The sequence below is a fragment of the Nonomuraea fuscirosea genome, assembly GCF_035917475.1.
GTDB lineage: Bacteria > Actinomycetota > Actinomycetes > Streptosporangiales > Streptosporangiaceae > Nonomuraea > Nonomuraea fuscirosea.
In genome coordinates this window covers 425,430-442,152 of the sequence record NZ_CP109074.1, presented here as the reverse complement: position 1 = coordinate 442,152, position 16,723 = coordinate 425,430, and the positions used below count along the sequence as shown (strand labels likewise).

The following is a 16,723-nucleotide window of genomic DNA, read 5'->3' as shown; positions in this document are numbered from 1 at the left end:
ACGCTGAGAAAGGACCCGATCATGCGGAGCTTCATGAAGCGACGGCCCGGAGTCGCGTCGGCCTCTGTCGTCGTTCTCGCGCTCGTCACGGCGCTGTCCGCGGGCGCGCCGGCGGCGCAGGCGAAGGAGTCGGAAAGCCAGGGGGCCGGTGCCGGCACGGCGGCGTGGGAGCCGTGGATGCAGTTCTTCGGTCCGCACGAGACCGTGACCCCCGACGCGTCCACACTGCTCAGAGACACCATGCTGCACAACTGCGACAGCGAGTACGCGTGCCTGGCCGCCGGTGAGGGCGACGGCGAGCACACCGTCTTCGAGGTGACCTACTGCAAGCCGGACGACCGCTGGGTGTCCAACTTCATCGGCGACGGTGCCGTCTCCAACCACCAGGTCGACAACGCGAAGGTCGTCCTGATGGACAAGAACAAGAAGACGCTGCGGACCATCGACGCGGGCAAGATCGTCCGCGTCGACTGGGATCCGGTCTACTACATCGACGTATGCTGACGCACGCGTTGTATGTGATCGGTCTTCTCGCCCGGCCAGGACGACCGGCATTCTGTGACAACCGAGTGCACGTTCACCCCGTCTCCCTTGTGCACCGTCCGTCGCAGAGGAGCCGCCGTGCGTGTCCCGCTGGCCGTCTTAGCCGCCGCCATGATCCTGTTCTTACCGGCCCAGGCCGACGCGGCTGAGAAACGCCGCGTGCTCGCCACCGATGTCGTCGAGTACGCCTGCAAGGCCGGGTCGGAGACGCAGAACGTCAAGGTGCGGATCACCCTGACGATGCCGGCGAGCACTGCCGTAGACGATCAGCTGTCCATCGGCTGGCAGGGCGCCTATGAGGGCACCGCACTCAAGGCTCCCCTCGCCGGGCTCGACGACGGCACCAAGCTCTACGCCTATGCCGGCATCAGCAAGTATCCCGGCCTCACGGTCGCCATCGGCGTCGGCACCCTGGAGGCGATCACCCCTGGAGCGGACATCACGCTGCCCCCGACTCGCGTGGACCTGCTGACCACGCCGAACAAAGCCGGCACCGGCGTCGTGCGGCCGGGCGCCATCAACTTCGGCACCACCCCGACGTCGCCCGCCATCCGGTGCGAGGTGCGTAATCGCGCGGCCCTGACCACCTACACGCTCAAGGTCCCCACGAGCGGGCAGGACGACGAGCCCGATCCGGACGCCACCGACGGTGAAAGCCCCGAACCAACCGAAACGGAAACCCCAACGGAAACCCCCGCCGAAACCCCTGAGGAGACCCCCACCGGAGGGGTGGCGACGGGGGCCGGTGGGGAGGCGGGGCCGGATGGGCGGATGGTGGCGGCGGCGGGGCTCGTGATCACGGTGGCCGCGCTCGCCGGTCTCCGCCGGCGCAGGCCGAAGAGAGCCCTGTAGCGGCTCTGTAGTCACTTTGTAGGGCCTGAACTGATCGTTGCCGTGTGAGAGGGGGCGTCGAGCCCCGTCCTGGGAACGAGAGGGAGAGCCCATGATCAAGACCGCTCGCCGTTACGCCAAGTACGCCGTCAGCGCCCTGTCCACCGCGGTGTTCGTGCACATCGGCTGACCCGCCGGGCAGGTTCACGCCCCCCGGGGGATCAGCCCCCGGGGGGAACGGCGGAGGAAGGTGAGGCGTGTTCGGCACAGCGATGCGGCAACTGGGCTACGCGTGGACGATGATGTCCGGCCGGCGGTTCCGGATCCGGGACGTGCGCGCGCTGGTGGACGACACGCGGGCCACCATGGAGGCGTTCGGGTCGCCCGGTGAGGGCTCCGACGACATGCTGGCCGCCGCCGATCCGGAGATCCAGGAGGATCTCACGAAGCGGCGCCTGCGCAGGACGATGAAGCACGCGCTGGCGGAGGTCCCCTACTACCGCCGCCTCGGCGAGCCTGGCATGGCCCTCGCCGATCTGCCCCCGACGCCCAAGCAGGCGCTGCGCGGCATGCCGGCCGCCTTCGTGTCGGACCGGGCCCGTCCGGCCGTGCTGGCTCACACCACGGGGACGACGGGCAGCCCCACGCTGGTCTGGTTCTCCGCGTACGAGGTCGAGCTGATGTCCTCGATGGCGGCGCTGGCGCTCATGCTGACCGGCGGGGTGCGCGAGGAGCATCTCTGGGCCAACGCCATCAGTTCGCGGTCGATCGCCCAGGTGGTGGCCGAGCGGGCGGTGCCCATGACGGGCGCCGGGTTCGTGCATCTCGGCATGATCGATCCGCGCGCCGCCCTCGACCGGCTGGCCACACCGCTGCACGTGCCCGGCAAGCGTCCGCTGATCAGCCATGTCAACGTCACCGCGTCCTATCTCGCGGCACTCGTCCAGGAGGCCGAGCGGGGCGGCTGGAGCCCGCGCGACTTCGGGCTGATCGAGGTGTGGTCGGGCGGCGAGGTGCTGACCGACGCGCTGCGGGTGCGGGCCGAGGAGGTGCTGGGCGCCAAGGTCTTCGACGGCTACTCGATGACGGAGATCGCCCCGGTCACCGGGCAGGTGTGCGATGACGGGCACCTGCATCTGCCGGCCGACCAGGGGCTGGTGGAGGTGCTGGACCCGGTCACGCTGGAGCCGGCCGCGCCGGGCACGACCGGGGTCCTCGTCATCACCCCGTACTCCTCCTTCCGCGACACCACCCTCCTGCTCCGGTACGTGACCGGCGACCTGGTCAAGACGCTGCCGGAGTCCGCGCCCGCGACGTGCGCGATGGCGGCGATCCCCGCGACCTCCCGCGTCCTCGGCCGCCTCACCGGGACGGACGGCCTGACCACCCGCGACGTCCTCGACCTGCTCCAGGGGGAGCGGGCGCTGCCGCTGCCGACGAGGTACGCGGTCGAGGACGACGTCCTGTTCGTGGTGTCGGGCAAGGACGACCCGACCCTGCTCAGCCGGTTGGAGGAGCGGGCCGCCGAGCTGCCGATCAAGGGCATCGCCCTGGTCGAGACCCCCGACGACCTGCCTACCCCCTGCCAGGTCAGGGCGGACCTGATCGAGCACAGCTTCGAGCACGCCGCCCCCGTACCGCTAGGAGTCCGGTGATCCCGCACGTCCTCGGCCTGCACGCGCTCATCGCGCTGACGGTCGCGCTGTCCGCCTGGTTCCTGTCCCGTTACACGATCCCGCGCCCGCCGGTGGGCCGGTTCGTCCGCGCGGACATCGCCGTCATGGTCGTCGCGCTGGTGGCCATGCCGTTCGCGTACCTGCACGTGCCGGTCGCGATCGTGGTGTCGGTGTTCGGGGTGGTGGTGTTCACGTTCACCCAGCTGACGCTGGCCCCGGTGCTGGGCGGGCGGGTGGCCGGGTTCGCCGCGCTGGTGCTGTGCGGCGGGGACGTGGCGGCGTACTTCGCCGGGTGGAGCGGCGTCGTCCTGGTGCTGAACGACGTGGCGGTCGTCCTGCTGGTCGTGGGCGCGGTCAACCTGTGGGTGCAGACGGCCATCAGCCCCGCGCAGGTGGCGGCGCTGGCCGCGGCGCTGACCCTGTACGACACGCTGGCCACGGGGCTCACCTCGCTGACGCTGGAGTTCGTGGCGCGGCTGGACGGGCTGCCGTTCGCGCCGGTGCTGGCCACGCGGGGCGCTCCCGAGCCGTCGCTGGTCGGGCTCGGCGACTGTCTCATGCTGACGTTGTGGCCGCTGGTGGCGTACCGGAGTTACGGGCGGGTCGCGGGGTGGACGGCGGCCGGCGTGGACGCGGCGCTGCTGGCGGTCGTGGTGGCGGCCTTCCTCGGCGGGGGCGGCGCGGTGCCGCTGCTGACCACGCTGGGGCCGCTGATCGTGGTGCAGTGGCTGTACTGGCGGTCGCGTCCCGTGCCCGTGCCGAGCCGGCCCGAGGTGGAGCGGGCGCTGGAGTTCGTTCCCGAGCCGGCGCACGCCGCCGCGGCGCAGGGCCGGTGGGTGGCGCTGGCGGACGGCGGCGTCGTGGGCGAGGGGCCGACGCCGGGCGCGGCCCGGCGGGCGGCCAGGCAGTCGGGGGCCGAGACGGTGCCCGTGGTCACGTTCCTGCAGCCGGTGGAGCAGGGCGCCCGTACGAGTCACCCAGGACCGGCGAGGTAGGCGGACACCTGGGCGGCCTCCGGCCCGTGTTCGAACAGCCGCAGCGCTTCCCGCCACACCGCCTCCGCCCGCTCGCGTTCCCCCACCCCGGCGTGCGCCCGGCCGAGCTCCCTGAGCACCCGGGCCCGCCACACGGGCGGCCCGTCGGGCCCGAGCCGCTCGTACGCGCCGGCCAGCAGCGCGAGCGCTTCCGCCGCCCGCTCCTGACGCAGCCGCACCTCCCCGAGCGCGTACGTGGCCAGCGCCTCCCCCAGCCCGTCCCCGCTCTCGCGGAAGAGCGAGCGGGCCCCGTCGAGCGCGTCCACGGCCTCGTCGAAGCGCCCGAGCGCGCCCAGCGCCTCGCCCAGCCGGCGCAGCACCTTGCCGGCCGCCACCCGGTGCCCGATGACCTCGCTGATGAGCAGGCTCTCCCGGTAGTAGCGGACCGCCTCGGCCGCCTCACCGCTCAGGTAACAGGCCGTGCCCAGCGCCCGCAGCAGGTCGCCGCGCACCCGCCGGTCGTCGCCGGCCCCGGCCAGCCGGTCCTGGCAGAGCCGCCTGGCCTCGGCGTGCCGGCCCACCTCCATGTGGATCCAGATCGGCCAGGTCCAGGCGTAGTCCAGCCCGCCGGTGTCACCCAGCCGCTCCAGCAGGCCGATCGCCCGCTGGGCGTCGTCGAGCCCTTCGTCCATCAGCCCGGCCCCGTGGTGGCAGGCCGCCCGGTTGATCAGCGCGTACGCGGCCCCGTGCCGGTCCCCGATCCGCTGGAAGCCGTCGTACAGCCGGCTGAAGTGATCCCCGGCCGCGCCGAAGGCGCCACGTGACAGCGGCACCCCCGCCAGCAGCAGCTCAGCCCGCAGCGCGGTGCGCTCGTCGCGGGCGGCCGCGATCACGGCCCGCTGCGTCCGCTCGACGTCGTCGAGGAATCCTTCGAGGTTCAGGTACGCCGACAGGTGGTGCGCCAGCTCGGCCGCCTCCGCGACCAGCCCGAGCTCGACCGCGGCCGAGACGCTGTGGACGAGCGTCCTGCGCTCGGCCGTCAGCCAGCCGATGCCCGCGCCCTCCGGCAGCGGCTCGGGCTTCTCCAGCAGGTACGGCGGCGCGGTCGGGATGGGTAAGTCGCTGGTGGCCGCCCTGATCCGGCGCAGGCACTCCAGCACGTGACGTCCCAGCGCGGCCCGCCGCTCCTCGGGGGCATCCTCGGCCAGGGCGCGCTCCTCGGCGTAGACGCGCAGCAGGTCGTGCAGGCGGTAACGCGGCTGCCCGGCTTCGTCGATCTCCCTGGAGTCGAGCATGCCCGCCGCGACCAGGGTCTCCAGCGCCGCGTCCGCCTCCAGGCCGGTGCAGCCGAGCAGCGCGGCGGCCGACCATTCCGCGATGCTGCCCAGGTCCGCCAGCCCGATCAGCCGGAACGCGCGCCGGGCCGGCTCCGGCAGGGCGGCGTAGCTGCCGCCGAACGTGCCGCGGACGTCGAGCCCGCCCACGACCAGCTCGTCCAGCCGCCGGTCGGCGAGCCGGCCGGCGAACTCGCGGACCGGCCAGGCGGGGCGGATGGCCAGCCGCGCCCCCGCCACCCTGATCGCCAGCGGCAGCATGCCGCAGGCGCGCAGGATGTCCAGCTCGGCGTCCGGCGCGGCCCCCAGCCGGGCCCCGCCGGCGATCCGTTCGAGCAGCAGCCGGGCGTCGTCCTCGCCGGGCAGGTCCAGCGGTAACCGGGTGGCGCCTTCCAGCACGGGCAGGCGCGACCTGGAGGTGACCAGCACGCAGCACCGGGCCGTGCCGGGCAGCAGGGGGCGTACCTGGGTCTCGTCCTGGGCGTCGTCGAGCACGATGAGCACCGCCAGGTCGGCCAGGCGCTGGCGCAGCAGCCTGGCTCGTTCCTCCAGGTGCTCGGGGATGAGCGTGCCGTCCACGCCGAGCGAGCGCAGCAGCTCGCTGAGCAGGTCGGCGGGGCGGCGCGGCCCGGCGGCGTCGCGGCCGAGCCGCAGGAAGACCTGCCCGTCGGGGTAGTCGGCGCGTAACCGGTGGGCGGCGTGCACGGTCAGCGTCGTCTTGCCGACGCCGGGCAGGCCGGAGACGACGACGATCGGCGGTGAGCCGCGCTCCCGCCGCGCCCGCGCCGCCGTGAGCAGCACTTCCAGCTCGGCCTCGCGGCCGACGAAGTCGGAGGTGTCGGCGGGCAGCTGGCACGAAGGGCCCAGGAACGCCGGCGCGCCCGGGCGTACGCTCAGCGCCGGGTCCCCGGCCAGCAGCGCGGCGTGCAGCTCGGCCAGCTCGGGGCCCGGCTCGATGCCGAGTTCGTCGGCGAGCAGCGCGCGGGCCTCGCGGAAGGCGTCGAGCGCCTCGCTGCGCCGGCCGCTGCGGTGCAGGGCGAGCATGAGCTGCGCCCACGACCGCTCGCGCAGCGGATGGGCGGCGACCACGGTGCGCAGCTCGGCCACGAGGTCGTCCCGCCCGAGTTCGAGCCGTACGTCGATCCACTCGGACCTGGCCAGGACGAGCTGCTCCTCCAGCTCGGCGATCCTGGCGGCCATCACACCGCCGAGCCTGGCGTCCTCGGCCGGGCTGCCCTGCCACAGCGCCACCGCCTCGCCGTAGGCGCGCTCGGCGGCCTGCCGCTCCCCCGCCTCCCTGGCCCGTCTGGCCCGGCGCACCGCCTCCTCGAACGCCAGCAGGTCGAGCTGGTCGGGCGGCAGTTCGCAGGCGTACCCGGAGGACTCGGTGCGCAGGCGCAGCGAGGTGCCGCGCAGGGCGTGGCGGAGCTGGGAGAGGTAGGTCTGCACGTTGGCGACGGCGGACCTCGGCGGGTCGTCCCAGACGGCGGCGATCAGGCGCTCGGTGGAGACCACGACGCGGGGGTGCATGAGCAGAGTGGCGAGGACGGCCCGCTGCTTGGCGCTGAGGTGCACGGGTCCGTCGGGTCCGTGCGCGCGCAGGGGGCCCAGAACGGCGAACTCCATGGTGGCAGCCCTCCCGATGCTTCCGGTAGATCACCTTATCCGAGCGGCACGGCCGATGAATCGGCATATATCGGGTTACGTCATTGCATGTCCGTTGGTCAAACCATTGAACTCGCGCCACGCGGGGCGTTACGGTTCACTCCAACGGACTTTTGACCGTCTGTACTATTGTATCGATTGCTACGTGATGAGGTCTGCCCGAGCATGCCAAGACGAGTGACGATCCCCCTGGTGGCGGCCCTGCTGCTGGCCGGGGCACTCCCCGCACTCCCCGCCGCCGCCACATCCCCCGCTCAGACCGTCGTGTACGTCGCCAAGACCGGCAAGGACGACGCCACCGGCACCGAGAAAGACCCGTTCGCCACGATTGAACGCGCCCGCGACGCCCTGACCGGCCGGACCAGCGAACGCAGGCCGGGCGTCGTCCGCATCCGCGAGGGCGTCTACCAGACGTCCAGGACGATCGAGGTGACCGGCCCCGGCCAGTCGTACGTCACCTATGCCGCCTACCCGGGCGAGCGGGTCGAGCTCGCGGGCGTCACCACGCTCGCGCCGGAGAAGTTCCGCAGGCTGAGCGACGTGCCCGAGGGCGAGGCGAAGTGGTCGTCGCGCTCCCGCGTCCCCGCCGCCGCGGCCTCCAGCGTCTACGTCTACGACCTGGGCGCGGAGGGCATCCCCACCGGCACGCTGAACAAGAACGGCTTCAACTGGAAACCCCAGCCCTTCGCCCCCCAGCTGATCACCGACGACGTCGCCCAGACCCTCGCGCAGTATCCCAACGGTGACGCCAAGCTCGACCGCACCCACGTCACCGTCAAGGAGGCCCCGAAGGGCGCCCGCGACTACTTCTCGGACAAGACCGCCGACGGCACGACCCTGCCGTACGAGGACATGCTCAAGCTCCCCGGCCCCGTCTACACGGTCGCCGACCCGGCCGTCGCCGAGCGCCACACCACGTGGGCCAAGCCGGCCGGCGCCACCGAGCCCGACAGCACGCAGGTCGAGACGGACGGCTGGCTGGCCGGCTATTTCGGTAACAACTACGCCAACGACCGCGTCCGCATCGACCAGGCCGGCGGGAACGAGCTCAGGACGACCTACCCCACCATGTACGTCGCCACCGACAAGTGGACCTCGTTCGTGGCCCAGAACGTACTGAGCGAGCTCGACGCCGAGGGCGAGTACTACATCGACCGCTGGCAGGGCCACGACACCCTCTACTACTACCCGCCGGGCGGGACGGTCGAGGGCAGGACCATCAGCCTGACCTCCTTCGACGCCCCGTTCTTCGAGCTGGAGAACGTCAGGGGCGTCACGCTTGAGGGCCTGAAACTGAACGGCACCACGGGCACCGGCGTGCGCCTGCTCGACGCCGAGTCCTGCACGATCGACGGCCTGGAGATCCTCAACGTCAGCATGGACGCGGTCCAGATCGGCGAGGCCAACGACGCGATCACCGCCATCGCCGAATACCGCACGAGCCGGGGCGGCCACCGCAACCGCGTCGTCGACAGCAGGCTGCACGACCTGGGCGGCGGCGGCGTCTTCACCGCGGGCGGCGACCGCGACTCGCTCGAACGCGGTGACCACGTGGTGGAGCACAACGAGATCTACGACTTCTCGAAGCTGGCCACGTACACGCCGGCCGGCTACATGTACGGCGTCGGCAACACGTTCCGCTACAACGACGTCCACGACGCGCCGCACATGGCGATCCAGATCATGGGCAACGACATGGAGGTCAGCCACAACAGGTTCGAACGGCTGGTGACGCACGCGTCCGACCAGGGCGTCATCTACGCGGGCCGGGACTACACGTACCTGAACAACGTGATCTCCCACAACCTGTTCAGGGACATCGGCGCGGACGGCAACCAGGCCGTCTACATGGACGACGGGATGTCGGGGATGGTGGTGCACCACAACTTCTTCGACACCGTCCAGCACGGCCTGTTCTACCAGTCGGGCCACAGCAACGTCGCCGCGGACAACGTGTTCAAGGACGTGCGGTACATCGGCCACGACAAGCTCTACCACGAGGGCGGCAAGCGGCTGCCGGTGGCCAACGCGAAGGTCGTGGTCGAGCGGTTCAACGACATGCTGAAGGTCGGCGACGGCACCGGCTTCACCAACACCCGGCGCAACGTCGAGAAGTGGTACCGCCACTACGCCAGGCAGTATCCGAACATCCGCGCCTGGTACGTCCCGTCCACCGCCGACGGCCGGGTCTGCACCGAGGTCGGCGCCACGGAGTGCACGGACGAGCAGGTGTGGAGCAACCCCGACTCCGTCTACGTGCCGGCGAACAACGTGCTGACGCGGTCGGTGAGCATCGGCACCGGGGACTTCGCCTACACCGACGACGCCGGGGGCCTGAGCGTGAAGACGTTCAACCCGGACTTCGACTCCTACAACGTGAAGGGGGCCGGCGCCGCCGAGCTCGGCTTCGATCCGGCCACGGGCAGGTTCGACGCCCGTACCACGCCGCTGAACTCGGCCGAGGGGTTCGGCCGGGCGTGGGTGAAGGAGTGGAACAGGACGTTCACCCTGGACGGCATCGGGCCGGCCGCGAGCTGACAACGGTAAGGCCCAGGCCGTCCTGGCCTGGGCCTCTACCACGTTCGCGAGCCACCCCGAGGGGCTCGCAGGGTGCCGTGCCGATCAGCGGCCGTACGTCTCCAGCAGCCGCAGCCACACCTCGGAGATCGTGGGGTACGACGGGACCGCGTGCCACAGCCGGTCCAGCGGCACCTCGCCGACGACCGCGATCGTCGCGGCGTGCAGCAGCTCGGCGGTGTCCGGGCCGACGAGCGTGAAGCCGACGATCACCTTGCGATCCTCGTCGACGACCATGCGGGCGTGCCCCCGGTAGCCGTCGGCGTGCAGCGAGGAGCCGGCGACGGCGCCGAGGTCGTAGTCGACGACGCGGGTCCTGATCCCGGCGGCCTCGGCGGCGGCCGCGGTCAGCCCCACCGACGCGAGCTCCGGGTCGGTGAAGACGACCTGGGGCACCGCGCGCTCGTCGGCCGTGGCCACGTGCCGGCCCCAGCGGCCGTCGTCGACCGCCTCGCCCTTCGCCCGCGCCACGATGACGTCGCCGGCCGCGCGGGCCTGGTACTTGCCCTGGTGGGTGAGCAGTACCCGGTGGTTGACGTCGCCGGCCGCGTACAGCCAGCCGTCCCCGACCGGGGTCCCGTCCGCTCCGAGCACCCGCAGCGTGTCGTCCACCGTGAGCCAGGCGCCCGGCTTCAGTCCGACGGCGCCGAGGCCGATGTCCTGGGTGTTCGGCGTGCGGCCGACCGCCACCAGGACCTCGTCCGCCTCGACCTGACCGCCGTCGGCTGTGGTGATGCGCACCGTTCCGGTCTCGTCGCGGTGCACCGACGCGGCCTCCGCGCCGAGGCGCACCGAGACGCCGGCCTCACGCAGCGCCTCGGTGACCCGCTCTCCGGCGAACGGCTCGGCCTGCGGCAGCACGCCGTCGCGGGCCAGCATCGTCACCGTGGAGCCGAGGGCGGCGTAGGCGGTCGCCATCTCCGAGGCCACCACGCCACCGCCGATGATCGCGAGCCGGCCGGGGACCGCGGCCGCGGCGGCCGCCTCCCTGCTGGTCCACGGGGCGGCCTCGCGCAGGCCGGGCAGGTCCGGCAGCAGCGCGCCGGTCCCGGTCGCGACGACCACCGCGTGCCGCGCCCTCAGCGTGACCTGGACGCCGTCGGCGCCGGTGACCTCGACCGTCTTCTCGGCCACGATCCGGCCCTGGCCCCTGTGCAGGGCGATACCGGCCGATTCGAGCCAGGCCACCTGGCCGTCGTCCTTCCAGTGCGAGGCGAAGGAGTCGCGCCGGCCCAGCACCGCGGCCGCGTCGAGCTCACCGGTCACCGCCTCACGCGCTCCGGGCAGCTGCCGCGCCGCCCTTAACGCCGCCGCGCTGCGCAGCAGGGCCTTGGTCGGCATGCAGGCCCAGTAGGAGCATTCTCCGCCGACCAGCTCGCGTTCGACGATGGCGGCGCTCAGCCCGCCCTGCACCGCCCGGTCGGCGACGTTCTCGCCGACAGGACCCGCCCCGAGAACGATGACGTCGTAGGTGTGCTCGCTCAAGTCACTTGCCCTTCGCGGCGCGGCCGAGACGCAGGGCCGAGATGAGGAAGAAGATGCCGCCGGGGATGGCGTAGCCGGCCGCGTTGGCCAGCGTCGGGTTGGCCGCGGAGGCGCCGAGGATGAACGAGGAGCCGGCGAGGACGGAGATGCCGCCGCTGAGGATCATCGGCCACTGGCCGCCCATCTTGCGCCGGGGGACGGCCACGATGAGCTGGACCAGCCCGGCCACGATCGCCCAGGCGCCCCACACGCGCAGCACCGCGGGGATGCCGGAGGTGCTCGCGACGGCGACGGCGATGGCGGTGATCGAGCTGACCGCGACGTTCACGTACAGGAGCGTCGGCGATCCGGTGGAGCGGGACGAGCGGGCGTCCACGATGGCGGCGCCGACGTCGAACAGCGGGTAGAGCACCAGCAGGGTGACAGCGAGCGGTCCCAGGTTCATCGCGGTGGTGAACATCACGAGGGCCCAGATGATGGCGAACGCGAAGCGGACGAAGTAGAGCCGCCGCAGTGCGGACGCGGTGGTGGAGATGCCGGATGAAGCAGCGATGGCGCTCATGACGAGCCTTTCCGTGGGGGTTTCCACAAGACCGAACGTTCTATCGCCCCCGAGTATGGTCCCGTCGCGCGGACACTGTCAAGACCGAACGTTCTACCGCTAGAATGACGGACATGCGCAGCCCCACCGAAGCCCGGCCGTCCGAAGCCCGAAACCGGCTGCTCAGCACGGCCACGCGGCTCTTCTACACGGAGGGCATCCACTCCGTCGGCATCGATCGCATCGTCATGGAGGCGCAGGTCACCCGGGCCACCCTCTACCGGCACTTCACCGGCAAGGAAGAACTCGTCCTCGCCTACCTGAACGAGGCCGACCGGGCCCTGCGCGGCCAGGCGGAGGAGGTCATCGCCGCCGGCCTGCCCCCGGCCGACACCATCAGGGCCATCAGCGCGTCCATCGCCCAGGGCATCCAGTCCCCCGGCTTCCGCGGATGCGCCTTCCTCAACGCCGCCGCCGAATACCCCGACCCCGAGTCACCGGTGCACCAGGCCGTGCTCGCCCACCGCCAGTGGTTCCTGGACACCGTCACGGAGCAGCTGGCCCGGATCCAGAAGCCGGGCGCGGAGGCCGCGGCCCGCCACTTCGTGATGATGCGCGACGGCGCGATGGCGGCCGGCTGCCTGTTCGACCCGGACCTGATCTGCGAAACCCTCCTGCACGGCTCGGAACGCCTCCTGGAGGTCTACACCGCCACCGGCGAGCAGAACCCAGCCTCCTGAAACGCACCCCGGCGCTGGGGCGGACGAGCGCCGGCGGTGGCGGGCAACCCGATCTCGGTCTCCGGGTTCGCCGGCGCCCACACGGGCTCGGAGGCCGAGTCCATCGCGAAGAACCTGACACCGCCGAACTGGGCACCGGGCACCCATGGCCAGGTGGTCACCTTCATGCCCGGGCGTCTCTCGGCTACGGAGTGCATGACGCAATGCGGACGTGTGCCTCTGGCACGCCGAGGTGCCTCCGTGGGTGGCTCGGCGTTCAGGATGGGGTGATGTCGATGAGCTGGCCGTTGGAGACGCGAGCGTCGGAGCGCGTGACGTACACGTTGACGTTGCGGCCGGTCACGACGCCTGCCGGGAGCGTGGCGTTGATCTGGCCTGCCGACTCGTGCCACCACGGGCTGCCCGCTTTGATCTGGTAGGACTTCGCCCCTTGCTTGATCCACACGATGTTGCCCGATGCGGAGAAGCCCGAACCGAAGATGGAGATCACGTCGCCGGGATGGATGACGGGCTTGAACGTCTTGCCGTTGACCACACCGCCGGCGTTGATCGCGGCGCAGGTGGCCGCCGGGACGGTCGGTGTTCCGGTGGCGTACAGGTTCTCGAGGGTCTGGCCGGACAGCGAGAGCGAGCGGTCACGGCGGTAGGCGCCGAAGCCGTCGTAGATGCCGCTGGCTGGATCGTTGTCGAAGGCCTGCCAGAAGATCCCGTACGACGCGCCCCACGATTCAAGCGCCGCAACCGTGGTGCGGACTTGGGCAGCGGCCTTGCATTCGCCGTTGATGTCACGCGCGGCGCCGAATTCGCCGACGAGAAAGTTCGCGTGCGTCACGGCCGGACGTGTGGCCGACACCAGGTCGTAGGCGACGGTAAGGTCCCGGGTCAGGCGGCTGCCGTCGGAGCCGAGCGACTGCCAGGAAGAATAGGAATAGTAGTCGGCGTCCACCCGGGGCGCGACATAGCTGATGACGCACTTGTTGGTGGTCGTGTCGCACGCGGCGCCGCTGTCCAGGCGCTTGATCGCGTTGAATTCCAGCCCTGAAGAGATGCGGCTGGTGGCGGCCGGCACCGCGGCGCGCGCGTCCCTGACGCCGTCGATGCGGGCCGTCGCCCACTTCACATAGCCGTCCCACGCCGTAGCGTCGCTGCCGGGGAAGGCGGACAGCGCGTTGTCGCCCTCCCAGTTCAAGATGATGAACTTCTTGTTCTTGTAGGTCTTCAGCAGATATGTCCCCAGCTGGGCCATCTCAGCTCGTCCGGCGTCCTGCTCGGCCTTCGAGTACCCGTCGGACCAGTTGCCGGTGAGGTCGTCCGCCGAGTAGACGGTCAGCAGGTAGGTCGAGAAGCGTGAGTCGGTGAACAGCTTCGCGTACGCGGGTTGACCCGCGATCGCGCTCAGCGCGCTCTTGCCGTTGTTGACCTTGTAGTCATCGCGGGTGGACAGCGCGACGCGGATCGTCCGGCTTCCGAGCGCGGCGACGGCGTCGGCGCCCCAGGTCAGCTTGTCGGGCGTGCCCGGCCAGGCGGCGGTGGCCGGCCCCCAGTGGTAGACGCCGATCTGATCTCGTGGCGCGGGCACCACCTCGGCCGCCGCGGGCCTTACGGCGCCGGCCACCGTGATGACGGCCAGCAGCCAGCAGGCAACCCTTGACACCAGGCACCTCCGACCGGAGTACACGCAGTCGATCTTCCGCATGAGTGAAGGTCTGATCGTGCCGCACAGCGACAGAACCAAGAGGGAAGTTCATGTTTCCTCGAAATGATGGCTCGTGCGCCGCCACCACTTCCGCACTCGCGCGAAGGCTCGGCTGCGGATCGCGACCTCGATCGCGGGCTGCTCCGACGTCGAACGCAGGCACAGGGCCGACGACGGGCCACCGCTCTTCGAAAACCGAGAAGCCCCAGCTCAACATGGTGAGCTGGGGCTTTCGTCGCGGTGCGCCGCCAGGGACTCGAACCCCGGACCCGCTGATTAAGAGTCAGCTGCTCTGACCAACTGAGCTAGCGGCGCTGGCAGGAAGGAATATACCGGTGATCCGCATCCTGGTCGAATCGGATTCCCCTGGACATGAGCCGCTAGAATAAAGTTCGGCCCCAAGAACAGGAGCATCGATGTTCGACTCGCCCACCGATGTGACGGAGCGGCTCGCCGCCGTGGACTACCTCTCCGACGACGCCATCTCCACCTCGGTGTTCCTGGCCGCAGCGCTGGGCAAGCCGTTGCTGGTCGAAGGGCCGGCCGGGGTCGGGAAGACACAGCTGGCCAAGGCGGTGGCCCTGACGACGGGGGCCGATCTGATCAGGCTCCAGTGTTACGAGGGGCTCGACGAGGCCAGGGCCCTGTACGAGTGGAACTACAAGAAACAGCTGCTGCGGATCCAGGCCACCAGTGCCGACGACGACATCTTCAGCGAGGAGTTCCTGCTGGAGCGGCCGCTGCTCAAGGCGATCAGGTCCGAGCGGCCCACCGTGCTGCTCATCGACGAGACCGACAAGGCCGACGTCGAGGTCGAGGGGCTGCTGCTGGAGCTGCTGTCGGACTTCCAGGTGACGATCCCCGAGCTGGGCACGATCGCCGCGACACGCAAGCCGTACGTGGTGCTGACCTCCAACGCCACCCGCGAGCTGTCCGAGGCGCTCAAGCGGCGCTGCCTCTACCTGCACATCGAGTACCCCACGCCCGAGCGCGAGCGGGACATCGTGCTGGCCCAGGTGCCGGGGCTGCGGGCCGAGCTGGCCGAGCAGCTGGCCAGGACGGTGGCCACGCTGCGCGCCCTGGAGCTGAAGAAGGCCCCGTCCGTGGCCGAGACCGTCGACTGGGCCAACACGCTGCTGGCGCTCGGCCGCGACGAGCTGGACGAGGCGACCGTGGCGGGGACGCTCGGCGTCGTGCTCAAGCACGCCTCCGACCACACGCGGGCGGTCAAGGAGCTGGGGCTGGGCGATGCCTGAGCCGGGATCGCTGGTGGATCGGCACGTCGGCTTCGTGCACGCGTTGCGCGAGGCCGGGGTGCCGGTGTCGGTGGCGGAAGGGCTGGACGCGGCGAACGCGCTGCGGGTGGTCGAGCTGGCCGACCGGGAGTCGCTGCGGGCGGCGTACGCGGCCACGCTGGTCAAGAAGCCGGCCTACCGGCCGGGGTTCGACGTGCTGTTCGACCTGTGGTTCCCGGCCTCCACGAGCGGGATCAGGCCCCACGTCCCGCGTACGGACCTGGCGCAGGCGGAGGTCAAGGAGCTGCGCGAGCACCTGGCGGCGCTGCTGACCGGGGCCACCGACCAGGAGCTGCGCGCGTTCGCCCAGGCCATGGTGGAGCGGTTCGGCCGGCAGGAGTCGGGGCCTGGACGGCAGAACTGGTTCTCCTACAGCGTCATGCGGGCCCTGTCGCCCGAGACGCTGATGGCCGGCATCCTGCGCAGCGTGCTGCAGGGGCACGAGCGCGGCGGGCTGGCGGAGAAGACCCTGCGCCGGCGGGTCGACGACAACCGGCGCCGCTTCGAGGAGGCCGTGGCCACCGACGTGCGCCGCCGCATCGCCGAGGACTCGGGGATCGAGCGCATCGCCCGCTCCGCCGTGCGACCGCCGCTCGACCAGGTCGACTTCCTCCGCGTCACCAAGGCGGACCTGGCCCGGCTGCGCCGGGAGGTGCATCCGCTGGCCCGGCGCCTGGCCGCCCGCCTGACCATCAGGCACAGGAAGGGCAAACGGGGCAGGCTCGACTTCCGCCGGACCGTGCGGGCCTCGCTGCAGAGCGGCGGCGTGCCGCTGACGACCCACTTCAAGCCGCCCCGGCCGCACAAGCCCGAGCTGATCGTCCTCTGCGACACCAGCGACTCGGTCTCGTCGTTCGCGCACTTCACGCTGCTGCTCACGTACGCGCTGAGAGAGCAGTTCACGAAGGTACGGGCGTTCGGCTTCGTGGACACCGTGGACGAGATCACCCGGTTCTTCCTGCCGGGCTCCGACGTGGTGGAGGCCATGACCAGGCTGGCGGACGAGGCCGACATGGTGCGCTTCGGCCGGACGAACTACGGGCACGCGCTGGAGCGCTTCGCCGAACGTCACGGCGACGCGATCGGCCCTAAGACGTCGCTGCTCATCCTGGGCGACGCCCGTTCCAACTACCAGCCGCCCGCGCTCGACGTGCTGAAGTCGCTGACGTCGCGGTGCCGCCACGCCTACTGGCTCAACCCCGAGCCGAGGCAGCAGTGGGACACCGGCGACTCGGTCGCGAGCGACTACGGCACGGTCGTGCCGATGTACGAGTGCCGTAACGTCGCCCAGCTGACCGCGTTCATCGAGACACTGGCGTGAGCCCCGGCTGAACGCGCCGTGAGCCCAGCGCATGAGCCCCCAGCG

General features: G+C 71.2%; 12 protein-coding genes and 1 tRNA gene. 8 read left to right on the top strand and 5 right to left on the bottom strand.

Annotation, left to right across the window (positions count from 1 at the left end; translation table 11 throughout):
- Positions 1-21: 21 nt before the first annotated feature.
- The 4 genes from OIE67_RS02025 to OIE67_RS02010 all read left to right on the top strand — a co-directional run bounded on the left by OIE67_RS02025 (position 22) and on the right by OIE67_RS02010 (position 4,045).
- Entirely contained in the window at positions 22-504 is a 483-nt protein-coding gene (locus tag OIE67_RS02025) for a hypothetical protein (protein WP_326636072.1), read from the top strand.
- 117 nt (positions 505-621) lie between these two features.
- Entirely contained in the window at positions 622-1,395 is a 774-nt protein-coding gene (locus OIE67_RS02020; protein WP_326636070.1) for a hypothetical protein, read from the top strand.
- A gap of 236 nt (positions 1,396-1,631) precedes the next feature.
- Entirely contained in the window at positions 1,632-3,029 is a 1,398-nt protein-coding gene (locus OIE67_RS02015) for a phenylacetate--CoA ligase family protein (RefSeq protein ID WP_326636068.1), read from the top strand.
- Positions 3,026-4,045 carry a hypothetical protein gene (locus tag OIE67_RS02010; RefSeq protein WP_326636066.1) on the top strand — a complete coding sequence of 340 codons (1,020 nt, stop codon included), beginning with the start codon at positions 3,026-3,028 and terminating at the stop codon, positions 4,043-4,045. The genes OIE67_RS02015 and OIE67_RS02010 overlap by 4 nt, the downstream gene beginning before the upstream one ends.
- On the opposite strand, the gene OIE67_RS02005 is transcribed toward OIE67_RS02010, so the two are convergent.
- Positions 4,024-6,984 carry an AfsR/SARP family transcriptional regulator gene (locus OIE67_RS02005; protein ID WP_326636064.1) on the bottom strand — a complete coding sequence of 987 codons (2,961 nt, stop codon included), beginning with the start codon at positions 6,982-6,984 and terminating at the stop codon, positions 4,024-4,026. The two genes, OIE67_RS02010 and OIE67_RS02005, sit on opposite strands and share 22 nt — an antisense overlap.
- Positions 6,985-7,188: 204 nt before the next feature.
- On the opposite strand from OIE67_RS02005, the gene OIE67_RS02000 reads away from it, so the two are divergent.
- A complete protein-coding gene (locus tag OIE67_RS02000) occupies positions 7,189-9,561 on the top strand; it encodes a right-handed parallel beta-helix repeat-containing protein (protein ID WP_326636062.1) in 2,373 nt (790 codons plus the stop codon).
- Positions 9,562-9,645: 84 nt separating this feature from the next.
- Here the strand turns inward: OIE67_RS02000 and OIE67_RS01995 are convergent, their stop codons facing one another.
- A complete protein-coding gene (locus OIE67_RS01995) occupies positions 9,646-11,085 on the bottom strand; it encodes a dihydrolipoyl dehydrogenase family protein (RefSeq protein WP_326636060.1) in 1,440 nt (479 codons plus the stop codon).
- A 1-nt stretch (position 11,086) separates the two neighbouring features.
- Positions 11,087-11,647 (bottom strand): hypothetical protein, encoded by a 561-nt coding sequence (locus OIE67_RS01990; protein ID WP_106248958.1) that lies wholly within the window; start codon positions 11,645-11,647, stop codon positions 11,087-11,089.
- 113 nt (positions 11,648-11,760) lie between these two features.
- Between OIE67_RS01990 and OIE67_RS01985 the strand changes: the two genes are divergently transcribed.
- Positions 11,761-12,366 (top strand): TetR/AcrR family transcriptional regulator, encoded by a 606-nt coding sequence (locus tag OIE67_RS01985; RefSeq protein WP_106248957.1) that lies wholly within the window; start codon positions 11,761-11,763, stop codon positions 12,364-12,366.
- A 256-nt stretch (positions 12,367-12,622) separates the two neighbouring features.
- Here OIE67_RS01985 and OIE67_RS01980 read toward each other — a convergent pair whose 3' ends face one another.
- Positions 12,623-13,948: a hypothetical protein gene (locus OIE67_RS01980; RefSeq protein WP_326636057.1), complete on the bottom strand. Its 1,326-nt coding sequence runs from the start codon at positions 13,946-13,948 to the stop codon at positions 12,623-12,625.
- A 355-nt stretch (positions 13,949-14,303) separates the two neighbouring features.
- Positions 14,304-14,377 (bottom strand) — tRNA-Lys (locus tag OIE67_RS01975).
- A gap of 101 nt (positions 14,378-14,478) precedes the next feature.
- Here OIE67_RS01975 and OIE67_RS01970 point away from each other — a divergent pair.
- Positions 14,479-15,318, top strand: a complete 840-nt coding sequence (locus OIE67_RS01970) for an AAA family ATPase (protein WP_326636055.1) — start codon at positions 14,479-14,481, stop codon at positions 15,316-15,318.
- Positions 15,311-16,678 carry a vWA domain-containing protein gene (locus tag OIE67_RS01965; RefSeq protein ID WP_326636053.1) on the top strand — a complete coding sequence of 456 codons (1,368 nt, stop codon included), beginning with the start codon at positions 15,311-15,313 and terminating at the stop codon, positions 16,676-16,678. Before OIE67_RS01970 ends, OIE67_RS01965 begins: the two co-directional genes overlap by 8 nt.
- Positions 16,679-16,723 lie beyond the last annotated feature (45 nt).

What these genes read in the sequence shown, in the direction of transcription:
- OIE67_RS02005 (WP_326636064.1), bottom strand. Translation starts at nt 6,984, where the DNA reads ATGGAGTTCGCCGTTCTGGGCCCCCTGCGCGCGCACGGACCCGACGGA.
- OIE67_RS02000 (WP_326636062.1), top strand. Translation starts at nt 7,189, where the DNA reads ATGCCAAGACGAGTGACGATCCCCCTGGTGGCGGCCCTGCTGCTGGCC.
- OIE67_RS01970 (WP_326636055.1), top strand. Translation starts at nt 14,479, where the DNA reads ATGTTCGACTCGCCCACCGATGTGACGGAGCGGCTCGCCGCCGTGGAC.
- OIE67_RS02025 (WP_326636072.1), top strand. Translation starts at nt 22, where the DNA reads ATGCGGAGCTTCATGAAGCGACGGCCCGGAGTCGCGTCGGCCTCTGTC.
- OIE67_RS01965 (WP_326636053.1), top strand. Translation starts at nt 15,311, where the DNA reads ATGCCTGAGCCGGGATCGCTGGTGGATCGGCACGTCGGCTTCGTGCAC.
- OIE67_RS01985 (WP_106248957.1), top strand. Translation starts at nt 11,761, where the DNA reads ATGCGCAGCCCCACCGAAGCCCGGCCGTCCGAAGCCCGAAACCGGCTG.
- OIE67_RS01990 (WP_106248958.1), bottom strand. Translation starts at nt 11,647, where the DNA reads ATGAGCGCCATCGCTGCTTCATCCGGCATCTCCACCACCGCGTCCGCA.